This window comes from Bacillus sp. JKS001846, assembly GCF_900176455.1.
Lineage (GTDB): Bacteria > Bacillota > Bacilli > Bacillales > Bacillaceae_G > Bacillus_A > Bacillus_A cereus.
Genome location: NZ_FWYG01000001.1, coordinates 1,406,424 through 1,430,974 on the forward strand (window position 1 = coordinate 1,406,424; position 24,551 = coordinate 1,430,974).

A 24,551-nucleotide genomic window follows, 5' to 3' on the forward strand; every position below is an offset into this window, starting at 1 on the left:
TAAAAAAGTAAGTATTTATAAAAAGGATTTGGAATGAAAATGACGTATTTATTATGTGTGTTTATTGAATTGCTGATCAACGCATTCTAAATCTTCATCAAATTTTTCATGTGTTCGCTCGATTAACTTATGGAACATATCTCCAACGTGTTCTTCTAAAACCCGAATGCCTTCCCCAGTAACGCCGCCTTTCACGCAAACCTTTTCTTGTAAGGTAGGTAATGTGAAGATTTCTTTTTCAAGTAATTTCCCCATCCCCACGACCATTTCACTTACTAAAGTAGTAGCCTCTTCGTGTGTAATATTTGTTTTATCTACAGCAGCGTTAATGAAGCATTGTAGTAAATAACTAAAGAAAGCAGGACCGCAACTTGCTATATCAGATGAAACGCGCGTTATATCTTCTTTTATTACAAGAGGTGTAGAAATGTTTTTGAATAGACGAAGTAGTTTTTGTTGCCATTCTTCAGAGCAATTATCTCCAAATGTAAATAGTGAGGCGCCAGAGAGAGCGCGATTTGTGATACTTGGAATGATACGCGCGACGTGGCAAGGTACGAGAGTCTCTAATTGTGATGGAGATATTGGACTTGTAATAGAAACTAAGCACGTTTCATCAGAAAAATGTTCAGCGTATTTTTTTAGGATAGGGTATATATCTATCGGCTTAACACAAATAAAAATAAGTTGTGATTGTTCGATTACTTCCGGGATTGTTTTTGCTATCTGAACAGAAGGGTATTTTTCTTTTATATGATATGCTTTTGCGGGCGTCCGATTAATGATTGTAAGGCAAGAAGGTTTGACAGCACGGGTTTCTAAAAATGCATCGATTAGTATATTTCCCATGTTTCCTGTCCCTATAATTCCTATGTTCAAAGTTTCATCCCTCCTTCGTAACAGCTTTCTCCTAAATAATATGAATGATGTTATAAATTTATGATTAGAGGTGTAAAATGATGTGGGATTTTCCGAAAAAGTGGTTAGGTTTAGTAGCTATTATTGGAACTTTACTTTTTCTTGTTTTTTGGAAAACGAATCAGAATGTAGAACGAACGCCTATTACAATGAATGTACAAGAGAAGGAGATAGAAAAAAAGGGTAAACCGAAAATATCGGATACAAAGGAACAGAAAAGAACAATTATAATTGATGTGAAAGGAGCGGTTAGTAAAGAAGGGGTATATGAAATGAAGGAAGGAGATCGCGTAAAGGATGCGGTTCAAAAGGCTGGTGGTTTTTTATCAGAAGTAGATATGAAAAAAGTAAATTTAGCACAAAATGTACAAGATCAAATGCTTCTTTATATACCGAGTAAAAATGAGTCAGAACAAGGGGTGCTTACTTCTTCTAAGGAAGATGGCAAGATTCGAATAAATACAGCGGCGAAAGAACAACTAGAAAAAATTACAGGGATTGGCTCTCGAAAGGCAGAAAGTATTTTGAAATATCGAGAAGAACATGGTCCGTTTCAGAAAATAGAAGATTTATTAGAGATTGATGGGATTGGTGCGAAGTCTCTTGAAAAGATAAAAGGTCAAATTATTATTCCGTAAAAGATTGACGAAGTTTTTCTTCTTTCGCTACACTACAAGTAGACAAAAAAGTAGGTGAAAAATATGGAACGAATTTCATGGGATCAATATTTTATGACGCAAAGCCATCTACTATCTTTGCGTAGTACATGTACAAGGCTTGCGGTAGGAGCGACAATCGTTCGCGATAAACGAATTATTGCTGGTGGGTATAATGGTTCAATTAAAGGTGGCGTACATTGTATAGATGATGGTTGTTACGTAATCGATAATCATTGTGTTCGGACAATTCATGCCGAAATGAATGCTTTATTACAATGTGCCAAGTTTGGTGCGAAAACAGAGGAAGCAGAAATTTACGTTACGCATTTCCCTTGTTTACAATGTTGTAAGGCAATTATTCAAAGTGGTATTACAGCGGTTTATTATGCGCAGGATTATAAAAATCATCCATACGCCATAGAGTTATTTGAACAAGCGAACGTAACAGTGAAGCACGTTCCGCTAGAATATGATATTGCTGCATTAGAGGAGCAAAAACGTTATACAGAGTTGAAAGAATTATTTGCGTCTTTAGAAAAAGATAATTTATCAATGGAAGAATTACAGCATGTATTCACGAAAGCAAAAATGATGCTATAAGGAGTGAGTATAAGTTGCAGGAACAATGGGGGTATGTTGCAATCTCATTTATAATAGGGGTTGCAATTGCCTTTTCCTCGTCACTTTTATTGATAGTTTTTTGCCTCTTTTTAAATGTTTTCTTCTGTTTATATCGCACTTCGCGTAAAACCTTCATTTTTTGTATTGTAGCGTGCTTTAATAGCGCCATATACACTTCCTATGTTCAAACGTGGAATAAGCCTCTAGGGGAGTCCTATGGAGTTACAAGAGGGGTTATACAAAATACACCGCTTGTTAATGGGGATCGCCTATCTTTTCAATTTGAAGATCAGAATAAAAATATAGTGCAGTTAAGTTATAGAATCAAATCAGTCTTGGAAAAGAAAAAAATGCAACAATTATACGCAGGGATATCATGTGTATTCGAGGGTGAGAGGAAAGAACCGGAAACAGCCCGGAATTTTCATGGTTTTAATTACCGTGATTATTTATACAAACAACATATTCATTTCACATTTGAGGCTACATATATTTCTGAATGCTATAAAACATCACTGTCGCTCACGCAATGGATTCTTCTTTTGAGGCAACAAGTAATCTCGAAAGTTACAGAAATGTTTCCAGAGCAATCAGGTGCTTTTATGAATGCATTACTATTTGGTGATAGACAACAAATGACGTTTGAAGTGGAAGAGCAATATCAACAATTTGGTCTTGTACATTTGTTAGCAATTTCAGGTTCGCACATTGTACTGTTAATGGTGATAGTATATTTTATTTTGCTAAGAAGCGGTGTGACAAGGGAGGTAGCAACAATTTGCCTTATCGTTTGTATTCCTTTGTATATGGTTTTAGCAGGGGCGTCACCCTCTGTTATAAGAGCTTCTATAACAGGAGTTTTGATGTTAATTGCTTTTATGTGCTCGATTCGTTTATCTAGTTTAGATGCTTTAAGTGTAACAGCTATATGCATGCTTATATATGACCCTTATCTTGTTTTTAATATTGGATTTCAGTTTTCTTTTGTAGGTAGCTTCGCTTTACTTTTGTCTGCTCCGTTATTGTTAGAGAGTAGCAACGGAGTAATCCGAAATTCTATTTATATTTCTATCATTTCACAGCTCGTTAGTACTCCGATTTTGTTATACCACTTTGGTTATTTTTCTCCATATAGCATTCTCCTCAATCTCTTATACGTTCCGTTTTTATCTATCATTGTATTACCATGTAGCATTATTATTTTACTGTGTATGCCAATTGTCCCGTTTCTCGCAAAAGGATTTGCCGATGTATTATCAATAGGTTTGAGTATGTCTAATGATTTTCTAAGTTATTGTGAAAGTTTACCATTTACCCAGCTTATCTTCGGGGAAACGCCCTTCAATCTTGTAGCTGTATATTGCGCCAGTATTGTCAGCATATTGATGGTTTGGGAACGGAGAGCGCCGAAAAAAATAGTTTGTATAGTTGCGAGTGTATTTCTTTTTATTAGCACATGTCATTATATATATCCATATTTTAGAGGCGGCGGAAGTGTAACATTTATTGATGTTGGACAAGGTGATGCAATATTAATTCGCCTTCCGTATGATAAAGGGATTTATCTTATTGATACAGGTGGAACGCTTCGTGTGAATAAGGAAGAATGGCAACAAAAAAAGCATGAATTTTCTGTTGGAAATGATGTTTTAATACCCTTTTTACAAAAAGAAGGTATTAAAACAATTGATAAATTAATCGTAACGCATGGAGATGCAGATCATATAGGTGCTGCGCAAGAATTATTATCATATATACCTGTAAAAGAAGTGGTATTTGGCCGAAAGGGAAAAGATGCAGTATTAGAAAAAGTAGTAAAGAAACAGGCATTAGAAAAGGAAATGAAAATAACTGAAGTGGGGGAAGGGGAGAGTTGGAGTGTAAATGAAGCGGAATTTTTCGTTTTAGCTCCAAAAGGAAAAGAAAAAAGCGAAAATAACGCTTCAATTGTAATATGGGCAAAATTTGGAGGGTTGAAGTGGCTATTTACAGGCGATTTGGAAGAAGAAGGGGAAAAGATTTTAGTAGAGGCATATCCAGATTTACAAGTGGATGTTTTAAAAGTTGCTCATCATGGGAGTAATACGTCATCTATAGAGCCTTTTTTGAACGTCATACAGCCTCGTGTAGCGATTATATCTGTTGGTAAGCAGAATAGGTATGGACACCCGCATAAAGAAGTGATAGAGCGTTTTGAGAAGATGGGGAGTGCGATATGGCGCACGGACAAGCAAGGTGCTATTTCCTATGTTTTTAAAGGGGAAAATGGAACCTTTAAAAGTAAAATCACATATGATAAAACACATAATAGATGAAAAAGAGAAGACTGCCATGAAGTGGCAGTCTTTAAGAACCGATAAATTTAATAACAGTTGCAATGATGAAAAGTGTTGCGAAAAAACCAAATGAGACGATAAATCCTACCCCTGAATCAATAGCGTCATTGCGTTTACTTTGAACGTTTTGTTCAAAATCATTCATTTAGAATCCCTCCCCAACATTCCACTTTAGTATAAAATATTGTCAGAAAAAAATCTACAATTTCCATATGAAGAGAAAACGAGCTTTTTTGTTACTTGTAAATCATGAAGTAATGTGAGTTTTTCGTTTCCATGCATGTTAACAGTTGGCACTTATACTCAAATTTTTATTGCGAATAATAAAGGGAAGGTGATTACCGCACACCAATAAGAAACCCGGGGCTTATTGCGTGGCGTTTAATATAAATAAAGGGACGGGTTATAAAGCCTGTTCCTTTGTACTTGTAAAACAAAAGCTAGGGCATTAGTATAAATATATATTGCCAAGTTAGGGAGTAGGAAAAAGTATGAGTGATATACATAAAAAAATTAAAAAGAAACAGTTTGCTCCGTTATATTTAATATATGGAACGGAAGCTTTTTTTATAAATGAAACGATAAAGCTTATTACGACAGAAGCACTTGAAGAAGAAGATCGAGAGTTTAATGTTGTGACATACGATTTAGAAGAAGCGTATTTAGAAGATGTGGTTGAGGATGCGCGTACGCTTCCTTTCTTCGGAGAACGGAAAGTACTGTTAATAAAATCACCGCTATTTTTGACTTCGCAAAAAGAAAAGTTAGAGCAAAATATAAAAATTTTAGAAGAATACATTGGTGAACCTTCTCCATTTTCTATTCTTGTTTTTGTTGCGCCTTACGAAAAACTTGATGAGCGAAAAAAAATTACAAAACTATTAAAGAAAACAGCAGATGTAGTAGAAGCGAATGCAATGCAAGTACAGGATGTTCAGAAGTGGATTGTTGCTCGTGCAGATGAAGTGCATGTGCATATTGATAACGCGGCTGTTAGCTTGTTGCTAGAGCTTGTGGGAAGTAATGTAACGATGTTGGCGAAGGAAATGGACAAGTTAACGTTATACGTTGGTATGGGCGGAGAGATTACGACGAAACTTGTTGCAGAGCTTGTGCCAAAATCAGTTGAGCAAAATGTATTTGCTTTGACAGAAAAAGTGGTGAAAAAAGATATTGCAGGTGCAATGCAAATTTTGGATGGATTATTTACGCAGCAGGAAGAGCCGATTAAATTGCTTGCGTTATTAGTGAGTCAATTCCGCTTGTTGTATCAAGTGAAAGAGCTACAGCAACGTGGTTATGGACAAAATCAAATTGCGTCTCATATTGGTGTACATCCGTATCGTGTAAAGTTAGCAATGAATCAAACGAAGTTTTTCTCTTTTGAAGAATTAAAAAAAGTGATTATAGAATTAGCGGAAGCTGATTATAGTATGAAGACGGGAAAGATGGATAAGAAGCTTGTGCTCGAATTTTTCTTAATGCGATTAAATCATATGTGATGACACAAAAAAGTTCATGCACTTAGTGCATGAACTTTTTTGTATATAAAAAAACGATCCAAATGGATCGTTTTTTAAACGCCTTACGCGTTTACTTGTTTCGCTAAGCGAGATTTTTGACGAGCTGCAGCGTTTTGGTGGATAAGACCTTTACGAGCTGCTTTGTCAAGTTTTTTAGAAGCAGTTTTGAAAGCTTCTTTAGCATTTTCAAGATCGTTATTAGTAACTAAAGCTTCTACAGTTTTAACAGCAGAACGCATGTCAGACTTGATAGAAGCGTTATGTGCACGACGCTCTTCGCTAAGTTTAGCGCGTTTGATAGCAGATTTGATGTTTGCCATACTTTTCACCTCCCTGGTGCAATCGAATGACTCGATTCTTACATAGAACAAGTGATATTCTATCAAACGGTGAAGAGAATTGCAATAGTATATCCATGAAATTTCACGTAAAGGAAAGAATGACCTTATATAACTTTGGGAAATCTAACGATATTTACTATGAATTACGGAGGAGATACGATGAAAGAACCATTAGATTTAAGTAAATATAGCATTAGAACTGACCTTGCTGTAGAAGCTCATCAAATGTTGCAAGAAAGCCAAGAAGAACAAAAAGGGATACAGGGAGTTATTGTAAAAGAGAGAGAAGAAGAAGGTACTATAATTACAAAAGTAACGATTGATGAAGCTGCCTCTGAAGCGATGGGGAAAAAACCTGGAAATTATTTAACACTTGAAGTACAAGGGATACGTCAGCAAGATACAGAACTTCAACAAAAAGTGGAGCGTATTTTTGCAAAAGAATTTTCTTGTTTCTTAGAAGAGGTTGGAGTTACAAAAGAAGCAAGCTGTTTAATTGTAGGTCTTGGGAATTGGAATGTAACACCAGATGCTCTTGGACCGATAGTTGTAGAAAATGTATTAGTAACGAGACATTTGTTTCAATTGCAGCCTGAAAGTGTAGAAGAAGGATTTAGGCCTGTTAGTGCAATTCGGCCGGGGGTAATGGGGATTACAGGAATCGAAACGAGCGATGTTATTTATGGAATTATTGAGAAGACGAACCCGGACTTTGTAATTGCAATTGATGCATTAGCTGCTCGTTCTATTGAACGAGTAAATAGCACGATACAAATTTCTGATACTGGAATCCATCCTGGATCAGGGGTTGGGAATAAACGTAAAGAACTAAGTAAAGACACATTAGGTATCCCTGTTATCGCAATTGGTGTTCCGACTGTGGTCGATGCTGTTTCGATTACAAGTGATACGATTGATTTTATTTTGAAACATTTTGGTCGAGAGATGAAAGAAGGAAATAAACCTTCACGATCTTTGTTACCAGCGGGATTTTCATTTGGAGAAAAGAAAAAATTAACAGAAGAAGATATGCCGGATGAAAAGAGCAGAAATATGTTTTTAGGTGCTGTTGGTACGTTGGAAGAAGAAGAAAAAAGAAGGCTGATTTATGAAGTGCTATCTCCTCTTGGTCATAATTTAATGGTAACCCCAAAAGAAGTAGATACTTTTATTGAGGATATGGCGAATGTAATAGCGAGTGGTTTAAATGCAGCGCTACATCATCAAATTGATCAAGATAATACGGGAGCATATACACATTGAGGGGAACAGATGATTATGGTTTGAGTCGCTTTGCGCTTTTGTGTATATGTAGTGTAGCTTTATGTTTACTTATGATGATAGCAGGAGTGGCACTTGCTAATCATGGTTTGAAAAGTATGAAAGGCTATCAGCAATTGTCATATGAACAAATAGCTCATATGACAGGGACAGAAAGTACAGGTGCTGAATCAGAAATTTTGGGTAGCTCGTTTTCGGCCTCAGAAAAACAACAGCAATTAGAACGTTTAAGAAGTTTTAATGTTGTAGAAGGAATTGGGATGGCGGTAGCAAGTGTAGCTTATGAAATGACGAAGTTCGGGACGGATATAGTTGTTGGGAAAATAAAAGGAATTTTTAGCTAAGAGTAACATGGGAGGCGGTTGTTTTACTGATTTGTAGGACAGCCGTTTTAAAATTTGAAAAGGGTTTGTCTCTTATGGTTTATTCGCATAAGATATAGATAGAATGATTTGTATCGTAAGCAGCACGAGTTTTCATTGAATCTTTGTTGCTCTATTGATATAATCAGTGCTAGTGTATATTGGCGAGACTATTAGGAGTTGAGAACATAGATGAATAAAGAAGAAAGAGCAAAAAGACAGTCCAAAATTCGTAATTTCTCTATTATTGCTCATATTGACCACGGAAAATCAACGTTAGCAGACCGTATTTTAGAGAAAACAAACGCGTTAACACAACGCGAAATGAAAGCTCAGTTGCTTGACTCTATGGATTTAGAGCGTGAGCGTGGTATTACAATCAAATTAAACGCAGTACAATTAAACTATAAAGCAAAAGATGGTGAAGAGTATATTCTTCATTTAATTGATACACCAGGACATGTCGACTTTACGTACGAAGTATCTCGTAGTTTAGCGGCTTGTGAAGGCGCGATTCTTGTAGTAGATGCAGCGCAAGGTATTGAAGCGCAAACGTTAGCAAACGTATACTTAGCGCTTGATAACAATTTAGAAATTTTACCAGTTATTAATAAAATCGACTTACCAAGTGCGGATCCAGAACGTGTACGTCAAGAGGTAGAAGATGTAATTGGTTTAGATGCATCAGAAGCGGTACTTGCTTCTGCGAAAGCTGGAATTGGTATTGAAGAAATTTTAGAACAAATTGTTGAAAAAGTACCAGCTCCGTCGGGTGATTCAGAAGAGCCATTACAATGTATGATTTTCGACTCTTTATATGATCCGTACCGCGGTGTAATTGCTTATATCCGTGTTGTAAATGGAACAGTAAAAGTTGGCGATAAAGTACGTATGATGGCAACGGGTAAAGAATTTGAAGTAACAGAAGTAGGTGTATTTACACCGAAAACTACGCAACGTGACGAGTTAACAGTAGGTGATGTAGGTTTCTTAGCAGCATCGATTAAAAATGTTGGTGACACACGTGTTGGTGATACGATTACACATGCGAAACGTCCAGCTGCAGAGCCGTTAGCAGGTTACCGTAAGTTAAATCCGATGGTATTCTGTGGTCTGTATCCAATTGACTCTGCTCGTTATAACGATTTACGTGATGCATTAGAAAAATTAGAGTTAAACGATTCTGCTCTTGAGTTTGAACCAGAAACATCTCAAGCGCTAGGATTTGGTTTCCGTTGTGGTTTCTTAGGGCTTCTTCACATGGAAATCATTCAAGAACGTATTGAACGTGAATTTAAGATTGACTTAATTACAACAGCGCCAAGCGTTATTTATAAAGTTTATTTAACTAACGGTGAAGATGTTATTGTTGATAACCCATCTAATATGCCAGATCCACAGTCTATCGATCGTGTAGAAGAGCCGTTTGTGAAGGCTTCAATTATGGTTCCGAATGACTATGTTGGAGCTGTAATGGAGATTTGCCAAGGTAAACGTGGAACGTTTATTGATATGCAATATTTAGATGAAACGCGTGTTACATTAACATATGAAATCCCGTTATCAGAAATCGTATATGACTTCTTCGATCAATTGAAATCAAATACGAAAGGGTATGCATCATTTGACTACGAGTTAATTGGCTATAAACCATCTAAACTTGTGAAAATGGATATTCTTTTAAATAATGAACAAGTGGATGCTTTATCATTTATCGTACACCGTGATTCAGCGTATGACCGTGGTAAAGTAATCGTAGAGAAATTAAAAGAATTAATTCCGAGACAACAATTTGAAGTGCCAATTCAGGCGACTATCGGAAATAAAGTTGTAGCACGTTCTACAATTAAAGCGATGCGTAAAAACGTACTTGCAAAATGTTACGGCGGTGACATTTCTCGTAAGCGTAAACTTCTTGATAAGCAAAAAGAAGGTAAAAAACGTATGAAGTCTGTTGGTTCTGTAGAAGTACCGCAAGAGGCATTTATGGCTGTACTGAAAATGGATGACAACTAATATTTGAAATAAAAAAGAAGTCGTTTGTGCGGCTTCTTTTTTCTGTATAATTACTTTTTAGACATCTGAGCAGCTCTCATTTACAATAATGAGAGAGCTTTTTAGTTCATATAGAGTTAGGAGATTGTTAATGTCCGAAAATATTCGAAAAGATATTCAAGATAAAATACAAAATGGTAATTTTAATTGTGAAAAGGAATTGACGCTTTCTATTATTAGTGGAAAGTGGAAAGTTGTGATACTGTGGCATCTTGGTGTGGAAGGACCACATCGTTTCAGTGAATTACAACGGTTATTCCCAAGCATTTCTCATAAAGTTTTGTCGAACCAATTAAAAGAGTTAATGGAAGATGGAATTGTTGATCGGACAGTATATCCCGAAATTCCTCCTCGCGTTGAGTATTATATGACGGAACTAGGCATGTCACTTTTACCGATCGTTGAAATGATGTATGATTGGGGAAAAATGCGAATGGAACAAATTCGTAATACGTTAGAGAAGTAGAGAACCCTCCGGAGTGCGGAGGTTTTCTTTTTAGAAAGGTAGGAGTTATATTTGGTACAAGCTGCATATATTCATATTCCGTTTTGTCAGCACATTTGTCACTATTGTGATTTTAATAAAGTGTTTATTGAACGCCAACCGGTTGATCAATATTTAGATTATTTAGAGAAGGAAATAATAAATACGGTTCAAAAAGTTCCGTTTGATAGTATAAAAACGATTTTTGTGGGCGGGGGAACTCCGACAGCGTTAAATATGGAACAGACAAAAAAATTACTCGAGATTATTAATCGTCATTTGCGTCCGTTCGCCCCAAATTGTGAATTAACATTTGAAGCGAATCCAGGAGATCTGCCGAAAGAGAAGTTGAATGTACTGCTAGAAGGTGGAGTGAATCGAATTAGTTTTGGTGTGCAAACGTTCCGTGATGAACTGCTTGAGAAAATCGGGCGCAAGCATACGAGGGAAGATGCATTCCTCGCGATTCGAGAAGCACAGGAAGTAGGATTTAAAAATATTAATGTAGATATTATTTATGCTTTGCCAGGACAGACGATAGAAGATGTAAAAGAAACATTAGATATTGCTTTTACGCTTGGTGTACAACATTTCTCTGCATATTCATTAATTGTGGAACCTAAAACAGTGTTTTATAACTTAATGAACAAAGGGAAATTGCGTCTTCCGGGTGAAGACCATGAAGCGAAAATGTATGAAATAGTAATGGATGAAATGGAGAAACACGGTTATAACCAGTATGAAATTAGTAATTTCTCAAAAGGTGACAATAAAAGTAGACATAATCTCACATACTGGAATAATGAAGAGTATTATGGATTTGGAGCTGGAGCTCATAGTTATGTGAACGGGGAACGTATTCAAAATGTAGGTCCGCTGAAGCAATATTTTAATAAAATTGATGAAACAGGATTTCCGTATTTAGATGTTCACAAAGTGACGGAGAAAGAAAGAATGGAAGAAGAGCTGTTCTTAGGGCTTCGAAAAACAAAAGGTGTTTCTAAAACGGCGTTCCGCAATAAATTTAATGTAGAGATGGATCAAGTTTTCGCGAAGCAGTTACAAAGCAACCAAGAGCAGGGATTGCTTGAAGAGGAAGATGGACATGTGCGTTTAACGCGAAAAGGAAAATTATTAGGGAATGAAGTATTCCAATCATTTTTGATTGACTAATTAAATGTTCCATAGGCGTGAAAAAGTTTCATTATTTCGTGACGTTTCCGTTGACAATTGAATGTCAATTTTGGTAAGTTATTAATAGATTTAGCACTCAAAGACAAAGAGTGCTAACAGAGGTGATGATGAGATGCTTACGGAACGTCAGCTCTTAATTTTACAAACAATTATTGATGACTTTATTGGATCAGCGCAGCCCGTTGGGTCTAGAACGTTGGCTAAAAAAGATGAAATTACATTTAGTTCAGCTACTATTCGAAATGAAATGGCGGACTTAGAAGAATTAGGTTTTATTGAAAAAACGCACAGTTCTTCTGGACGTGTTCCTTCTGAGAAAGGCTACCGATTTTATGTAGACCATCTTTTAGCACCGCAAAACTTACCGAACGCTGAAATTGTACAAATTAAAGATTTATTTGCTGAAAGAATTTTTGAAGCGGAAAAAATTGCACAACAATCTGCTCAAATTTTATCAGAACTTACGAATTATACGGCCATTGTTCTTGGACCGAAGTTAAGTACAAATAAACTTAAAAATGTACAAATTGTGCCGCTTGATCGTCAAACTGCTGTCGCTATTATTGTAACCGATACAGGGCATGTACAAAGTAAAACGATTACCGTTCCGGAATCTGTTGATTTATCAGATTTAGAAAAAATGGTTAATATTTTAAATGAAAAGCTATCTGGCGTACCGATGGAAGAACTTCATAATAAAATCTTTAAGGAGATTGTTACAGTTTTACGTGGGTATGTTCATAATTACGATAGTGCAATAAAAATGTTGGATGGTACATTTCAAGTTCCGTTATCGGAAAAGATATACTTTGGAGGAAAAGCAAATATGCTTTCGCAGCCAGAGTTCCATGACATTCAAAAGGTTAGATCTTTACTTACCATGATTGATAATGAAGCCGAATTTTATGACATTTTGCGTCATAAACAAGTCGGGATTCAAGTGAAAATTGGTAGGGAAAACTCTTCGACGGCTATGGAGGATTGTAGTTTAATTTCTGCAACATATTCAATCGGCGAAGAGCAACTTGGAACAATTGCTATTTTAGGTCCTACGAGAATGCAATATTCTCGTGTAATTAGTTTGTTACAGTTATTTACGAGACAATTTACTGATGGACTTAAAAAGTAAATGAGAGTAATACATTCGCTCAAGTGATGAAATTTTCATTGCTGTGTGTAATATATAATGCTTAGGTAATCATGCTATGCATGATACCTAATACCTTTTAAGGAGGTGAATATTGTGGAAGAGCGTAACGAACAAGTGGTAGAAGAAGTAAAAGAAGCGCAAGTTGAAGAAGCTGTCACGCCAGAAAACAGTGAAGAAACTGTAGAAGAAAAAAGTGAGGCTGCTCTTTTACAAGAAAAAGTAGATGAGCTACAAGCGAAACTAACGGAAACGGAAGGTCGCACATTACGTCTACAAGCTGATTTTGAAAATTATAAGCGCCGTGTCCAAATGGATAAACAGGCTGCTGAAAAATATAGAGCACAAAGTCTAGTTTCAGACATCTTGCCAGCTCTTGATAATTTTGAAAGAGCAATGCAAGTGGAAGCGACTGATGAGCAAACGAAATCCTTGTTACAAGGTATGGAAATGGTGCATCGTCAATTGTTAGAAGCGCTGACTAAAGAAGGTGTGGAAGTGATTGAAGCTGTTGGTAAACAGTTTGATCCTAATGAACACCAAGCTATTATGCAAGTGGAAGATAGTGAATTTGAATCAAACGCGGTTGTGGAAGAATTCCAAAAAGGTTATAAACTAAAAGACCGTGTGATTCGCCCATCAATGGTAAAAGTAAATCAATAATTTACATAAAACTAGGAGGATTCGCCATGAGTAAAATTATCGGTATTGACTTAGGTACAACAAACTCTTGTGTAGCTGTTATGGAAGGTGGAGAACCAAAGGTTATCCCAAATCCAGAAGGAAACCGTACAACACCTTCTGTTGTAGCTTTCAAAAATGAAGAACGTCAAGTTGGGGAAGTTGCAAAGCGCCAAGCAATTACAAACCCAAATACAATCATGTCTGTTAAACGTCATATGGGTACAGACTACAAAGTAGAAGTTGAAGGTAAAGATTATACACCTCAAGAAATTTCTGCAATCATTTTACAAAACTTAAAAGCTTCTGCTGAAGCATACTTAGGTGAAACAGTAACGAAAGCTGTTATTACAGTACCTGCATACTTCAACGATGCAGAGCGTCAAGCAACGAAAGATGCTGGTCGTATTGCTGGTTTAGAAGTTGAGCGTATCATTAACGAGCCAACAGCAGCAGCACTTGCTTACGGTTTAGAAAAACAAGACGAAGAACAAAAAATCTTAGTATATGACTTAGGTGGCGGTACATTTGACGTATCTATCCTTGAGTTAGCAGACGGCACATTCGAAGTTATTTCAACTGCTGGTGACAACCGTCTTGGTGGCGATGACTTTGACCAAGTTATCATCGATCACTTAGTAGCTGAGTTCAAAAAAGAAAATAACATTGATTTAAGCCAAGATAAAATGGCGCTTCAACGCTTGAAAGATGCAGCTGAAAAAGCGAAAAAAGATCTTTCTGGTGTAACACAAACTCAAATTTCATTACCATTCATTAGTGCTGGAGCTGCTGGTCCATTACACTTAGAATTAACGTTAACAAGAGCGAAATTCGAAGAGCTTTCAGCAGGTCTTGTTGAAAGAACATTAGAGCCAACTCGTCGTGCATTAAAAGACGCTGGTTTTGCTCCAAGCGAATTAGATAAAGTTATTCTTGTTGGTGGATCTACTCGTATCCCAGCTGTACAAGAAGCTATTAAACGTGAAACTGGTAAAGAGCCATATAAAGGTGTAAACCCTGATGAAGTTGTAGCATTAGGTGCTGCAGTTCAAGGTGGCGTACTTACTGGTGATGTAGAAGGCGTTCTATTATTAGACGTAACTCCACTTTCTTTAGGTATTGAAACTATGGGTGGCGTGTTCACGAAATTAATCGAGCGTAACACTACAATTCCAACAAGTAAGTCACAAGTATTCTCGACAGCTGCTGATAATCAACCAGCAGTAGACATTCACGTATTACAAGGTGAGCGTCCAATGTCGGCTGACAACAAAACGTTAGGTCGTTTCCAATTAACTGACCTTCCACCAGCACCACGTGGTATTCCACAAATCGAAGTAACATTCGATATTGATGCGAACGGTATCGTTAACGTACGTGCGAAAGACTTAGGAACAAGCAAAGAGCAAGCTATTACAATCCAATCTTCTTCAGGTCTTTCTGATGAAGAAGTAGAACGTATGGTACAAGAAGCGGAAGCAAATGCTGACGCTGACCAAAAACGTAAGGAAGAAGTTGAACTTCGTAACGAAGCTGACCAACTTGTATTCCAAACAGACAAAGTTGTAAAAGATTTAGAAGGTAAAGTAGATGCAGCTGAAGTTGCAAAAGCAACAGAAGCGAAAGAAGCATTACAAGCTGCAATTGAGAAAAACGAGCTTGAAGAAATTCGTGCGAAAAAAGATGCTTTACAAGAAATCGTACAACAATTAACTGTTAAATTATACGAGCAGGCTCAAGCAGCTGCTGGTCAAGCAGAAGGTGCGCAAGGTGCACAAGATGCTGGCGCAAAGAAAGACAATGTAGTTGACGCTGAGTTTGAAGAAGTAAAAGAAGACAAGTAATTCAATTGTAAACATAATAAGTAAGATGACAAAAAGTCAAAGTCAAGCGTGCCTTGACTTTGGCTTTTTTCACGAATGAGAAGCGATGTGTGAGGATCTTAAGTTTTTCGCTTTGCATACTGTAAGTGAGGAAACTTTGTTGCAAAGCACTTTCTTTCGGTGTTAAAATTACGTTTATGTGAAAGATTCGGGGGTTGTAAATTTATGAGTAAACGAGACTATTATGAGGTCCTTGGACTTAGCAAGGGCGCTTCAACAGATGAAATTAAAAAAGCGTATCGTCGTTTGGCTAAAAAATACCATCCAGACGTAAGCAAAGAAGAAAATGCAATTGAAAAGTTTAAAGAAGTACAAGAAGCATACGAAGTGTTAAGTGATGATCAAAAGCGTGCACAGTACGATCAATTTGGCCATGCTGGTGCAAATCAAGGATTCGGTGGATTTGGCGGCGGAGGAGACTTCGGCGGTGGCTTCGGTTTTGAAGATATATTTAGTTCTTTCTTTGGCGGTGGCGGCGGCAGACGTCGTGATCCAAATGCTCCGCGCCAAGGTGCTGACTTACAATATCAAGTCACTTTAGATTTTGAAGAAGCTATTTTTGGTAAGGAATTAAATGTGGAAATTCCAGTAGAAGATCCATGTGATACTTGTAAAGGTAGTGGAGCAAAACCAGGAACTTCAAAAGAAACATGTAAACATTGTTCAGGCTCTGGTCAAGTGAGTGTAGAACAAAACACACCGTTTGGTCGTATCGTAAATCGTCAAGCTTGTGGTCATTGTTCAGGAACTGGACAAATTATTAAAGAAAAATGTACGACATGTCACGGTTCAGGTAAAGTTCGTAAACGTAAAAAAATCAATGTTAAAATTCCAGCGGGTATCGATAATGGTCAACAAATTCGTGTGTCTGGAAAAGGTGAAGCCGGCGTAAATGGCGGACCAGCAGGAGACTTATATGTTGTCGTTCATGTAAGAAATCATGAATTCTTCGAGCGTGAAGGAGATCACATTATTTGCGAAATGCCATTAACATTTGCGCAAATGGCGCTTGGTGATGAAGTGGAAGTTCCTACTGTTCATGGTAAAGTGAAGCTGAAAATTCCAGCAGGAACACAAACTGGAACAGAATTCCGCTTAAAAGGAAAAGGTGCTCCGAACGTACGTGGATACGGCCAAGGAGATCAATATGTAGTCGTTCGTGTTGTTGTACCGACGAAATTGACTTCGCAGCAAAAAGATTTATTACGTGAATTTGCAGGACAAGAAGAGCAGGATGATAGTTTATTCGGAAAGCTTAAACGTGCTTTCAAAGGGGAATAATGGAAATAAAAAATGGAGTTGGTAAATTGTGAAATGGTCAGAAATTAGTATTCATACAACAGAAGAAGCAGTAGAAGCTGTCTCTCATATTTTACATGAAGCTGGTGCTAGTGGAGTTGCGATTGAGGATCCAGCGGAGTTAACGAAAGAGCGCGAGCAACAATATGGTGAAATTTATGCATTGAACCCAGATGAATATCCGGCGGAAGGTGTATTAATAAAAGCGTATTTCCCGCAAACGGATTCTTTACATGAAACGATTGCAGGTGTAAAATCATCTATTGATGTGCTTCCATCTTACGACATCGAAATTGGTACTGGAAATATTACCGTTAACGAAGTCAATGAAGAAGATTGGGCTACTGCTTGGAAAAAATATTACCATCCAGTACAAATTTCTGATACATTCACAATCGTACCGACTTGGGAAGAATATACACCATCTTCTCCTGATGAAAAAATCATTGAATTAGACCCGGGTATGGCGTTTGGTACAGGAACTCATCCAACAACAACGATGTGTATCCGTGCTTTAGAAAAAACAGTACAGCCAGGTGACACTATTATTGATGTAGGAACAGGTTCTGGTGTACTTAGTATTGCGGCTGCAAAATTAGGTGCGTCTTCTGTTCAAGCATATGATTTAGATCCGGTTGCGGTTGAAAGTGCAGAAATGAATGTACGTTTAAATAAAACAGATGATATCGTGTCTGTTGGACAAAATAGTCTTTTAGAAGGCATTGAAGGTCCTGTTGATTTAATCGTAGCTAACTTATTAGCAGAAATTATTCTATTATTCCCTGAAGATGCAGCAAGAGTTGTGAAGTCAGGTGGATTATTTATTACATCGGGCATTATTGCTGCGAAGGAAAAAGTAATTTCTGAGGCGTTAGAACAAGCTGGATTTACAATTGAAGAAGTGTTACGAATGGAAGATTGGGTAGCAATTATTGCACGAAATGCGTAATATAGATTTTAGTCTATAATGAAAAGGGGAGTCTCTCACTATAAGGTGAGAGACTTGCCGTTTGTTATATGAAAAATGATAACGTTTCGTTCTTTTCGTAAGTGTTGACTTACGAAAGGAACGAAACTCTACTAAGGTGATTATATGCAACGTTATTTTGTAGAAGAGAAATATGTAAATGAGACAAGTATTCGCATTGTAGGTGATGACGTACATCATATCGCAAGAGTGATGCGTATGTCAGCTGGTGATCATATTTATTGCTGTGTAAACGGAAAAACAGCAGTATGTTCAATTGATGAAATTACCAGTGAATTTATTAATACGGCTATTGTAGAATGGGTAGAGGCGTCAAGTGAACTTCCTGTTTTCGTGACGATTGCAAGTGGACTGCCAAAAGGAGACAAGCTAGAGTTAATTTTTCAAAAAGGAACTGAGCTTGGGGCAGCTGCATTCTTACCATTTCAAGCATCTCGCTCTATCGTAAAATGGGATGCGAAAAAAGCTGATAAAAAAGTTGAGCGTTTAAGAAAAATTGTGAAAGAAGCTGCGGAACAATCACATAGAAGTGAAATTCCAGAAGTACATGCTCCGGCATCATTTAAGCAATTGCTTTCAATGAGTGGTGAGTATGATGTTTGTCTTGTTGCTTACGAAGAGGAAGCAAAACAAGGTGAGAAATCTAATTTTGCGAAAGCTTTAACGACAATGAAACCAGGTCAAAAGCTATTGATTGTATTTGGCCCAGAAGGCGGTTTAGCTGAGGAAGAGATTACAGCGCTTCGTGAACATAAATTTGTACCATGTAGTTTAGGACCAAGAATTTTAAGAACAGAAACGGCGCCGTTATACGCGTTAAGTGCTGCTTCGTATCATTTTGAATTGATGGGGTGATGATCAATGTCAACTGTTGCGTTCCATACGTTAGGTTGTAAAGTAAACCACTATGAAACAGAAGCCATTTGGCAATTGTTTAAACAAGGTGGTTATGAAAGAACAGAATATGAAAAGAAAGCTGATGTATATGTTATTAACACATGTACAGTAACAAATACTGGGGACAAAAAAAGCCGTCAAGTAATCAGACGTGCTGTGCGTCAAAATCCAGATGCAGTTATTTGCGTAACGGGATGTTATGCACAAACATCTCCAGCTGAAATTATGGCGATTCCGGGTGTAGATATTGTAGTTGGTACACAGGATCGTGAAAAGATGTTAGGTTACATCGAAGAATTCCGTAAAGAGCGTCAACCAATTAATGCTGTCCGTAATATTATGAAAACACGTGTGTATGAAGAACTTGATGTACCTTATTTCACGGATCGTACACGTGCGTCTTTAAAAATACAAGAGGGTTGCAATAACTTCTGTACATTCTGTATCATTCCTTGGGCGCGTGGTTTAATGCGTTCTCGTGATGGAAAAGAAGTTATTAAACAAGCACAACAATTAGTGGATGCAGGCTATAAAGAAATCGTATTAACGGGTATTCATACAGGTGGATACGGCGAAGACATAAAAGATTATAACTTAGCTGGATTACTTCGTGATATGGAAGCGGAAGTAGGCGGATTAAAACGTCTTCGTATTTCTTCTATTGAAGCGAGTCAAATTTCAGATGAAGTAATTGAAGTGTTAGATAAATCTGAAGTAGTTGTACGCCACTTGCATATTCCGTTGCAATCTGGTTCTAATACTGTATTAAAACGTATGCGTCGTAAATATACGATGGAGTTCTTCCAAGAGCGTTTAGATCGTTTGAAAGAAGCGTTACCAGGCCTTGCGATTACATCTGACGTAATCGTTGGTTTCCCAGGTGAAACAGAAGAAGAATTCATGGAAACATACAATTTCATTAAAGAGAACCGCTTCTCTGAGTTACATGTGTTCCCTTACTCAAAACGTACAGGAACACCTGCAGCACGCATGGAAGATCAAGTTCCTGAAGATGTGAAGAATGATCGTGTTCATCGTTTAATTGAGCTATCTAATCAATTAGCGAAAGAATATGCATCAGCGTTTGAAGGTGAAGTGCTTGAAATCATTCCAGAAGAGCAATTTAAAGACGGCGACCGTGAAGGGTTATATGTAGGATATACAGATAACTACTTGAAAATTGTATTTGAAGGATCAGAAGAATTAATTGGTAAGCTAGTGAAAGTGAAAATTACGAAAGCTGGTTATCCATATAACGAAGCGCAATTTGTTCGTGTTCTTGAAGATGATGTAAAAAAAGAATCAGCTAGCGCATAAAAAGAGCGTGCAACCGGAAACGGTTTGCATGCTTTCTTTATTTGAAGCGGTTAAGTACTATAAGGTGGGGAGGCGTTTCATGCATCCCTGTATGAAAAAAGATGAAATGATAAAAATATAGTTGTCTTCATCAGTAAAGGATACTAGCTATTTGCATAACTTTTGAAAAGGAAATGCTTCTATTCTTCTTTTATTCTGCCAAATAGTTGACCTGAAGTGATAAAATGTATTATAATCGTAAAAGACATGCTGAAGAAGTGTTTCTTTTTGCATGCTGAAGTTAGTATGTAAGTGTGATGTTTCGGAGGGAGGGAAAGAGAATGTCAAAAACAGTCGTTCGTAAAAACGAGTCTTTGGAGGATGCACTTCGCCGTTTTAAAAGATCGGTTTCTAAAACTGGTACACTTGCTGAAGCAAGAAAGCGCGAGTTTTATGAAAAACCAAGTGTAAAACGTAAGAAGAAATCTGAAGCGGCAAGAAAGCGTAAATTCTAAGAGAGGGTGTAAGTTATGAGTCTTCTCGGTCGTTTAAACGATGATATGAAACAAGCGATGAAGAATAAACAAAAAGAAAAATTAACCGTTATTCGTATGGTTAAGGCTGCTTTACAAAATGAAGGTATTAAACTGCAACATACTCTTACTGAAGAAGAGGAAATAACAGTTTTAGCTCGTGAAGTAAAACAGTATAAGGACTCCCTCCTTGAATTTAAAAAAGCTGGTCGTGAAGACCTTGTTAATAAACTGCAAAGTGAAATTCAGATTTTAAGCGCATATTTGCCAGAGCAATTAACTGAAGAAGAACTAGTTGATGTAATCAAGCAAGTTATTTCTGAAGTTGGTGCGACTTCTAAAGCAGATATGGGTAAGGTGATGACTGCTGTTATGCCGAAAGTAAAAGGTAAAACAGACGGATCACTTGTGAATAAGCTGGTTATCCAGCTATTAGCGTAAAAAAACGTCTCATTTCGTATGAGACGTTTTTTTATTGTTCTTATTAAGGAGAAACGCTATATTGCTTAAAAAGGGTTTCTATAAGTGATAGAAACCCCTCTAGTTAAAGTTTCAATTTATTATTTCCTTGTATAATTCCGATTCTACACCTATTCTTACTTCCTTGACTAAAACTTTTTTCGCAAATAAAAGCTAAGTACCGAACCTTCTGAAAATCAGATTGAAGTTTTATAGCTTGCTCTTCAGCATAATCCTCAAAGGTAACGAAAGAGATTCTAACTATTTTAGATTTTGCATCAGTTGCATAAAATGGCCGGATATTACTGTCGATAATTTGTTTTATAACATTCGAAATTTCTTGACTAAAGCCAATTTACTTTCGTATTTCCTCATTTATTAATTCATTTTTTAATGAACCCTAATATTTTTTGAAATTCATATAACAACCATCTATAAAATATTCTTACTTACAACGTAACATTCAGAGTGGAGAAATTTTCTTTTTTTTGATTTTATCCCTCATTAACGGGCAGCCCGATTGGTGAGGGGGGATTAAAGTTTCACTTTATCTCATTTGTCCAATAAATGACAACTACTTATTCTATGGTCAGTATGTCACATCCAGAACGAATTGTAACAGTTTTTTTCAAGTTTCTAACTTCTCGCTAGGCTCAATTTCTTAATGTAACTTGTACTGATATCCTGTAGGGGCGCATATTCTTGTATTAATACTTCTATTATTAAAGGTAACATCCTCTGATCCATCATTGTCCTGACAAATATGATTTCATATAGCGACTGTTTTAATTAACATGATATGAACTCTTACAGAATATAGTTATGTTAGTGAAGTCGTTATAACACGATAGGCACTTGTGAAGAAATACATATATATGGGATGAGAGGGGGTCTTTCGAGATGAAGAAATTAGAACAAATGAAAAATTGGTTGACAAAACAAGTAGACCTACCAGTGGATGTATTAATGGATCTACCTCGGATTACTCTTGTTGGGCAAATACATATTTATATAGAAAATCATCGGGGGTTATTAGTGTTTTCAGATAAAGAAGTGCGATTACTTTTAAAACACGGTCAATTATTAATTAAAGGACAATCCTTTGTTATTAAAACGATTCTTCCAGAAGAGCTTTTGCTCGAAGGGATAATTGAGCAAGTAACATTTTTAGAAAATGAAAAAAAAGGTGATTGAAGTGAAACTTCCATTTGTGAAGTTTTTCTTCTTTATCCTGTAAAAGTTCCGTTGATAGAGACTGATTACAGTTTTACTCGGTTTCATTTTAGTACGAGCTATTTTAATGTTTCAAATAAAAAGTAGTATATCTACTTTTAGAAAGGTAGTGAAGGTGGTAAATGAAAAATAAATGGTTTATAAAGTGGCTTGGATATGTAAAAGTGCGAATTGAAGGTAGAGGAGCGGAACGGTTTGTTAATGAATGTGTACGGAGGAATTTATTAGTTTGGGATGTTAAAAAGATAGCTGATGAAACGTTAGTTTTTTGTATGTTGTTACGCGATGTGAAAAAAATAAAACCAATTTATAGAAAAAATGAATGTAAATTATATTTTATTGGACGTTATGGTTTTCCTTTTTGGAATAAGCGTTTAATTAAAAATAGTGGATTTTTAATTGGTTTTTTAATTTTCTTTTTTGGTGTGATTGCAATGTCAAATATGGTTTGGAAAATTGAAATTACAGGAGCAAAACCTGAAACGGAATATATATTGATGAAAGAATTGGATAAAATGGGTATTAAAAAAGGGAAACTACAATTTCAAATGCCGAATGTAGAAGATGTACAACGCCATTTGACAGATAATATTAATGCCATTACTTGGGCGGGACTAGAAGTAAGAGGAACGACGTATCATTTTAAAATTGTTGAAAAAAACGAACCGAAGAAAGAAAAGGAACAAAGGCCGCAAAATTTAGTAGCAAAAAAAGAAGCGATTATTACAAAGACGTTCGTAGAAGTTGGAAAGCCGGTTGTACTGAAAAATGATCATGTAGAAAAAGGGCAGATTCTCGTATCAGGAATATATGGTAATGAGGAAAGTCCGACGATTGTTTCAGCAAAAGGTATTGTGTATGGAGAAACGTGGTATACATCTAAGGTGGATGTCCCGTTAAAGACGCAATTCCAAGTGTATACTGGTAATGTATACAATGAACATTTTCTTAAATTTGGGGATACGAAAATAAAAATATGGGGATTTCAGCATGATAAGTATAAACGCTCTCGTACTGAAAGTGTAAAGCATGATGTGAAATTATTTGGTTTTACACTGCCGATTGCATATGAAAAAGATGTTGTGAGAGAAGAGGAAGAAGCGAATCGAGAATATACAGAAAAGCAAGCGCTGAAAGTAGCGAAAGAGATGGCCGAAAAAGAACTAAAGAAAAAATTGGATGAACATGCTATGATTGTAAGTGATAAGATTTTGAGTAAAGAGGTTGAGGCGGGTCAACTAAAGGTCACATTGCATTATACTGTGGTTGAAAATATTGCAGAGCCACAACCAATATCCGAATCCGATATTCAAGGAGACTGAGTAATGGCAGAACAATTAGTAGAAATGAACCAACAATTGGAAAATACTAACGAAGCAATCGCTCTTTTTGGAGTCAATGATGCACATTTAAAAGTAATTGAACGAGAACTGAATGTATCGATCGTAACTAGAGGAGAAACTGTTCATGTATCTGGGGCAGTTGAAACGGTGACACTCGTAGAAAAAATCTTACAGCAATTACTTGTTGTAATTCGTAAAAGTATATCAATTTCAGAGAGAGATGTTGCGTATGCAATTCAGCTTGCACAACAAGGGAAAATTGCTCAATTTGAAGAGTTATATGAAGAAGAAATTTTCAAGACTGCAAAAGGTAAATCCATTCGTGTAAAAACAATGGGGCAAAGACGATATATTCATGCGATGAAGAAGAATGATATTGTCTTTGGGATAGGGCCTGCAGGAACTGGAAAAACATACTTAGCTGTAGTAATGGCTGTGAGGGCTTTAAAACAAGGGTATGTAAAGAAAATTATTTTAACAAGACCTGCGGTAGAAGCTGGAGAAAATTTAGGTTTTTTACCAGGGGATTTGAAAGAGAAGGTAGATCCATACTTACGCCCATTATATGATGCCTTACATGATATTCTTGGACAAGAATATACGCAGCGTATGATGGAGCGAGGAGTAATTGAAATCGCGCCGCTTGCTTATATGAGGGGGCGTACGCTTGATGATTCATTTGTTATTTTAGATGAGGCTCAAAATACAACGGGTGCTCAAATAAAAATGTTTTTAACAAGATTAGGTTTTAGTTCTAAAATGGTTATTACAGGGGACCCTTCACAAGTAGACTTGCCAAAAGGGGTAAAATCAGGGCTATCTATAGCTGCTAATATTTTATCTGGTGTATCAGGTCTGTCATTTATTACATTAGAACAAACGGACGTTGTGAGACATCCATTGGTGCAACGTATTATTGAGGCATATGATAAAATGGAATGATCCTATTTGTCAGGATCATTTCTTTTTGTATGATAAGGTTGGCGAACGTCATATTTTTTACTATCATGAAAGATAA

24 protein-coding genes are annotated in these 24,551 nt (G+C 36.6%); 21 read left to right on the forward strand and 3 right to left on the reverse strand.

The window, feature by feature from the left end:
* Nucleotides 1–51 precede the first annotated feature (51 nt).
* On the reverse strand, nt 52–879 hold the full coding sequence (comER, locus tag B9A45_RS07675; protein ID WP_001020560.1) for a late competence protein ComER: 828 nt from the start codon (nt 877–879) through the stop codon (nt 52–54).
* 77 nt (nt 880–956) lie between these two features.
* On the opposite strand from comER, the gene B9A45_RS07680 reads away from it, so the two are divergent.
* The 3 genes from B9A45_RS07680 (at nt 957) to B9A45_RS07690 (ending at nt 4,513) form a co-directional block, all read left to right on the forward strand.
* On the forward strand, nt 957–1,556 hold the full coding sequence (locus B9A45_RS07680) for a helix-hairpin-helix domain-containing protein (RefSeq protein WP_084063971.1): 600 nt from the start codon (nt 957–959) through the stop codon (nt 1,554–1,556).
* Nucleotides 1,557–1,619: 63 nt separating this feature from the next.
* Nucleotides 1,620–2,177, forward strand: a complete 558-nt coding sequence (locus tag B9A45_RS07685; RefSeq protein ID WP_000439773.1) for a ComE operon protein 2 — start codon at nt 1,620–1,622, stop codon at nt 2,175–2,177.
* A gap of 14 nt (nt 2,178–2,191) precedes the next feature.
* Complete coding sequence (locus B9A45_RS07690) at nt 2,192–4,513, forward strand: DNA internalization-related competence protein ComEC/Rec2 (RefSeq protein ID WP_033667181.1); 2,322 nt, start codon at nt 2,192–2,194, stop codon at nt 4,511–4,513.
* 31 nt (nt 4,514–4,544) lie between these two features.
* Here the strand turns inward: B9A45_RS07690 and B9A45_RS07695 are convergent, their stop codons facing one another.
* On the reverse strand, nt 4,545–4,679 hold the full coding sequence (locus B9A45_RS07695) for a YqzM family protein (protein WP_000997609.1): 135 nt from the start codon (nt 4,677–4,679) through the stop codon (nt 4,545–4,547).
* Between the two features lie 346 nt (nt 4,680–5,025).
* On the opposite strand from B9A45_RS07695, the gene holA reads away from it, so the two are divergent.
* Nucleotides 5,026–6,036: a DNA polymerase III subunit delta gene (holA, locus tag B9A45_RS07700; protein ID WP_001279908.1), complete on the forward strand. Its 1,011-nt coding sequence runs from the start codon at nt 5,026–5,028 to the stop codon at nt 6,034–6,036.
* An 83-nt stretch (nt 6,037–6,119) separates the two neighbouring features.
* Here the strand turns inward: holA and rpsT are convergent, their stop codons facing one another.
* Nucleotides 6,120–6,377 carry a 30S ribosomal protein S20 gene (gene rpsT, locus B9A45_RS07705; RefSeq protein WP_001274011.1) on the reverse strand — a complete coding sequence of 86 codons (258 nt, stop codon included), beginning with the start codon at nt 6,375–6,377 and terminating at the stop codon, nt 6,120–6,122.
* A 180-nt stretch (nt 6,378–6,557) separates the two neighbouring features.
* Here rpsT and gpr point away from each other — a divergent pair, with 180 nt between their 5' ends.
* The 17 genes from gpr to B9A45_RS07800 all read left to right on the forward strand — a co-directional run bounded on the left by gpr (nt 6,558) and on the right by B9A45_RS07800 (nt 24,475).
* Nucleotides 6,558–7,661: a GPR endopeptidase gene (gene gpr, locus B9A45_RS07710; RefSeq protein WP_000662616.1), complete on the forward strand. Its 1,104-nt coding sequence runs from the start codon at nt 6,558–6,560 to the stop codon at nt 7,659–7,661.
* Nucleotides 7,658–8,023, forward strand: a complete 366-nt coding sequence (locus B9A45_RS07715) for a YqxA family protein (protein WP_001215034.1) — start codon at nt 7,658–7,660, stop codon at nt 8,021–8,023. Before gpr ends, B9A45_RS07715 begins: the two co-directional genes overlap by 4 nt.
* 210 nt (nt 8,024–8,233) lie before the next feature.
* Nucleotides 8,234–10,057, forward strand: a complete 1,824-nt coding sequence (gene lepA / locus B9A45_RS07720) for an elongation factor 4 (RefSeq protein ID WP_001030951.1) — start codon at nt 8,234–8,236, stop codon at nt 10,055–10,057.
* 130 nt (nt 10,058–10,187) lie between these two features.
* On the forward strand, nt 10,188–10,562 hold the full coding sequence (locus tag B9A45_RS07725) for a winged helix-turn-helix transcriptional regulator (RefSeq protein ID WP_001293539.1): 375 nt from the start codon (nt 10,188–10,190) through the stop codon (nt 10,560–10,562).
* A gap of 51 nt (nt 10,563–10,613) precedes the next feature.
* Nucleotides 10,614–11,753: a radical SAM family heme chaperone HemW gene (gene hemW / locus B9A45_RS07730; RefSeq protein WP_000249427.1), complete on the forward strand. Its 1,140-nt coding sequence runs from the start codon at nt 10,614–10,616 to the stop codon at nt 11,751–11,753.
* A 133-nt stretch (nt 11,754–11,886) separates the two neighbouring features.
* Nucleotides 11,887–12,903: a heat-inducible transcriptional repressor HrcA gene (gene hrcA / locus B9A45_RS07735; protein ID WP_000954941.1), complete on the forward strand. Its 1,017-nt coding sequence runs from the start codon at nt 11,887–11,889 to the stop codon at nt 12,901–12,903.
* A 114-nt stretch (nt 12,904–13,017) separates the two neighbouring features.
* Nucleotides 13,018–13,584, forward strand: coding sequence for a nucleotide exchange factor GrpE (grpE, locus tag B9A45_RS07740; RefSeq protein ID WP_000392711.1), 567 nt, complete (start codon nt 13,018–13,020; stop codon nt 13,582–13,584).
* A gap of 26 nt (nt 13,585–13,610) precedes the next feature.
* Complete coding sequence (dnaK, locus tag B9A45_RS07745; protein WP_000034700.1) at nt 13,611–15,446, forward strand: chaperone protein DnaK; 1,836 nt, start codon at nt 13,611–13,613, stop codon at nt 15,444–15,446.
* Between the two features lie 204 nt (nt 15,447–15,650).
* The gene (dnaJ, locus tag B9A45_RS07750) at nt 15,651–16,766 is read left to right on the forward strand and encodes a chaperone protein DnaJ (RefSeq protein WP_000043947.1); all 1,116 of its coding nucleotides are present in this window, start codon (nt 15,651–15,653) and stop codon (nt 16,764–16,766) included.
* Nucleotides 16,767–16,794: 28 nt separating this feature from the next.
* Nucleotides 16,795–17,733 (forward strand): 50S ribosomal protein L11 methyltransferase, encoded by a 939-nt coding sequence (gene prmA / locus B9A45_RS07755; RefSeq protein ID WP_000872103.1) that lies wholly within the window; start codon nt 16,795–16,797, stop codon nt 17,731–17,733.
* 144 nt (nt 17,734–17,877) lie between these two features.
* Nucleotides 17,878–18,627 carry a 16S rRNA (uracil(1498)-N(3))-methyltransferase gene (locus tag B9A45_RS07760; RefSeq protein ID WP_001190159.1) on the forward strand — a complete coding sequence of 250 codons (750 nt, stop codon included), beginning with the start codon at nt 17,878–17,880 and terminating at the stop codon, nt 18,625–18,627.
* Between the two features lie 6 nt (nt 18,628–18,633).
* The gene (gene mtaB / locus B9A45_RS07765) at nt 18,634–19,986 is read left to right on the forward strand and encodes a tRNA (N(6)-L-threonylcarbamoyladenosine(37)-C(2))-methylthiotransferase MtaB (protein WP_000108679.1); all 1,353 of its coding nucleotides are present in this window, start codon (nt 18,634–18,636) and stop codon (nt 19,984–19,986) included.
* Nucleotides 19,987–20,306: 320 nt separating this feature from the next.
* Nucleotides 20,307–20,480, forward strand: a complete 174-nt coding sequence (gene rpsU, locus B9A45_RS07775; RefSeq protein WP_000048061.1) for a 30S ribosomal protein S21 — start codon at nt 20,307–20,309, stop codon at nt 20,478–20,480.
* A 15-nt stretch (nt 20,481–20,495) separates the two neighbouring features.
* Nucleotides 20,496–20,939, forward strand: coding sequence for a GatB/YqeY domain-containing protein (locus B9A45_RS07780; protein WP_000054562.1), 444 nt, complete (start codon nt 20,496–20,498; stop codon nt 20,937–20,939).
* A gap of 918 nt (nt 20,940–21,857) precedes the next feature.
* A complete protein-coding gene (gene yqfC, locus B9A45_RS07790; protein WP_000732269.1) occupies nt 21,858–22,151 on the forward strand; it encodes a sporulation protein YqfC in 294 nt (97 codons plus the stop codon).
* 161 nt (nt 22,152–22,312) lie between these two features.
* On the forward strand, nt 22,313–23,512 hold the full coding sequence (gene yqfD / locus B9A45_RS07795) for a sporulation protein YqfD (protein ID WP_000792499.1): 1,200 nt from the start codon (nt 22,313–22,315) through the stop codon (nt 23,510–23,512).
* Nucleotides 23,513–23,515: 3 nt separating this feature from the next.
* Nucleotides 23,516–24,475, forward strand: a complete 960-nt coding sequence (locus B9A45_RS07800) for a PhoH family protein (RefSeq protein ID WP_000840520.1) — start codon at nt 23,516–23,518, stop codon at nt 24,473–24,475.
* Nucleotides 24,476–24,551 lie beyond the last annotated feature (76 nt).

Bases quoted from the DNA above. Each gene is read 5' to 3' on its own strand.
- B9A45_RS07680 (WP_084063971.1), top strand. From the start codon at position 957: ATGATGTGGGATTTTCCGAAAAAGTGGTTAGGTTTAGTAGCTATTATT.
- B9A45_RS07685 (WP_000439773.1), top strand. From the start codon at position 1,620: ATGGAACGAATTTCATGGGATCAATATTTTATGACGCAAAGCCATCTA.
- B9A45_RS07695 (WP_000997609.1), bottom strand. From the start codon at position 4,679: ATGAATGATTTTGAACAAAACGTTCAAAGTAAACGCAATGACGCTATT.
- holA (WP_001279908.1), top strand. From the start codon at position 5,026: ATGAGTGATATACATAAAAAAATTAAAAAGAAACAGTTTGCTCCGTTA.
- rpsT (WP_001274011.1), bottom strand. From the start codon at position 6,377: ATGGCAAACATCAAATCTGCTATCAAACGCGCTAAACTTAGCGAAGAG.
- gpr (WP_000662616.1), top strand. From the start codon at position 6,558: ATGAAAGAACCATTAGATTTAAGTAAATATAGCATTAGAACTGACCTT.
- lepA (WP_001030951.1), top strand. From the start codon at position 8,234: ATGAATAAAGAAGAAAGAGCAAAAAGACAGTCCAAAATTCGTAATTTC.
- B9A45_RS07725 (WP_001293539.1), top strand. From the start codon at position 10,188: ATGTCCGAAAATATTCGAAAAGATATTCAAGATAAAATACAAAATGGT.
- hrcA (WP_000954941.1), top strand. From the start codon at position 11,887: ATGCTTACGGAACGTCAGCTCTTAATTTTACAAACAATTATTGATGAC.
- dnaK (WP_000034700.1), top strand. From the start codon at position 13,611: ATGAGTAAAATTATCGGTATTGACTTAGGTACAACAAACTCTTGTGTA.
- dnaJ (WP_000043947.1), top strand. From the start codon at position 15,651: ATGAGTAAACGAGACTATTATGAGGTCCTTGGACTTAGCAAGGGCGCT.
- B9A45_RS07760 (WP_001190159.1), top strand. From the start codon at position 17,878: ATGCAACGTTATTTTGTAGAAGAGAAATATGTAAATGAGACAAGTATT.
- mtaB (WP_000108679.1), top strand. From the start codon at position 18,634: ATGTCAACTGTTGCGTTCCATACGTTAGGTTGTAAAGTAAACCACTAT.
- rpsU (WP_000048061.1), top strand. From the start codon at position 20,307: ATGTCAAAAACAGTCGTTCGTAAAAACGAGTCTTTGGAGGATGCACTT.
- B9A45_RS07780 (WP_000054562.1), top strand. From the start codon at position 20,496: ATGAGTCTTCTCGGTCGTTTAAACGATGATATGAAACAAGCGATGAAG.
- yqfC (WP_000732269.1), top strand. From the start codon at position 21,858: ATGAAGAAATTAGAACAAATGAAAAATTGGTTGACAAAACAAGTAGAC.
- yqfD (WP_000792499.1), top strand. From the start codon at position 22,313: ATGAAAAATAAATGGTTTATAAAGTGGCTTGGATATGTAAAAGTGCGA.
- B9A45_RS07800 (WP_000840520.1), top strand. From the start codon at position 23,516: ATGGCAGAACAATTAGTAGAAATGAACCAACAATTGGAAAATACTAAC.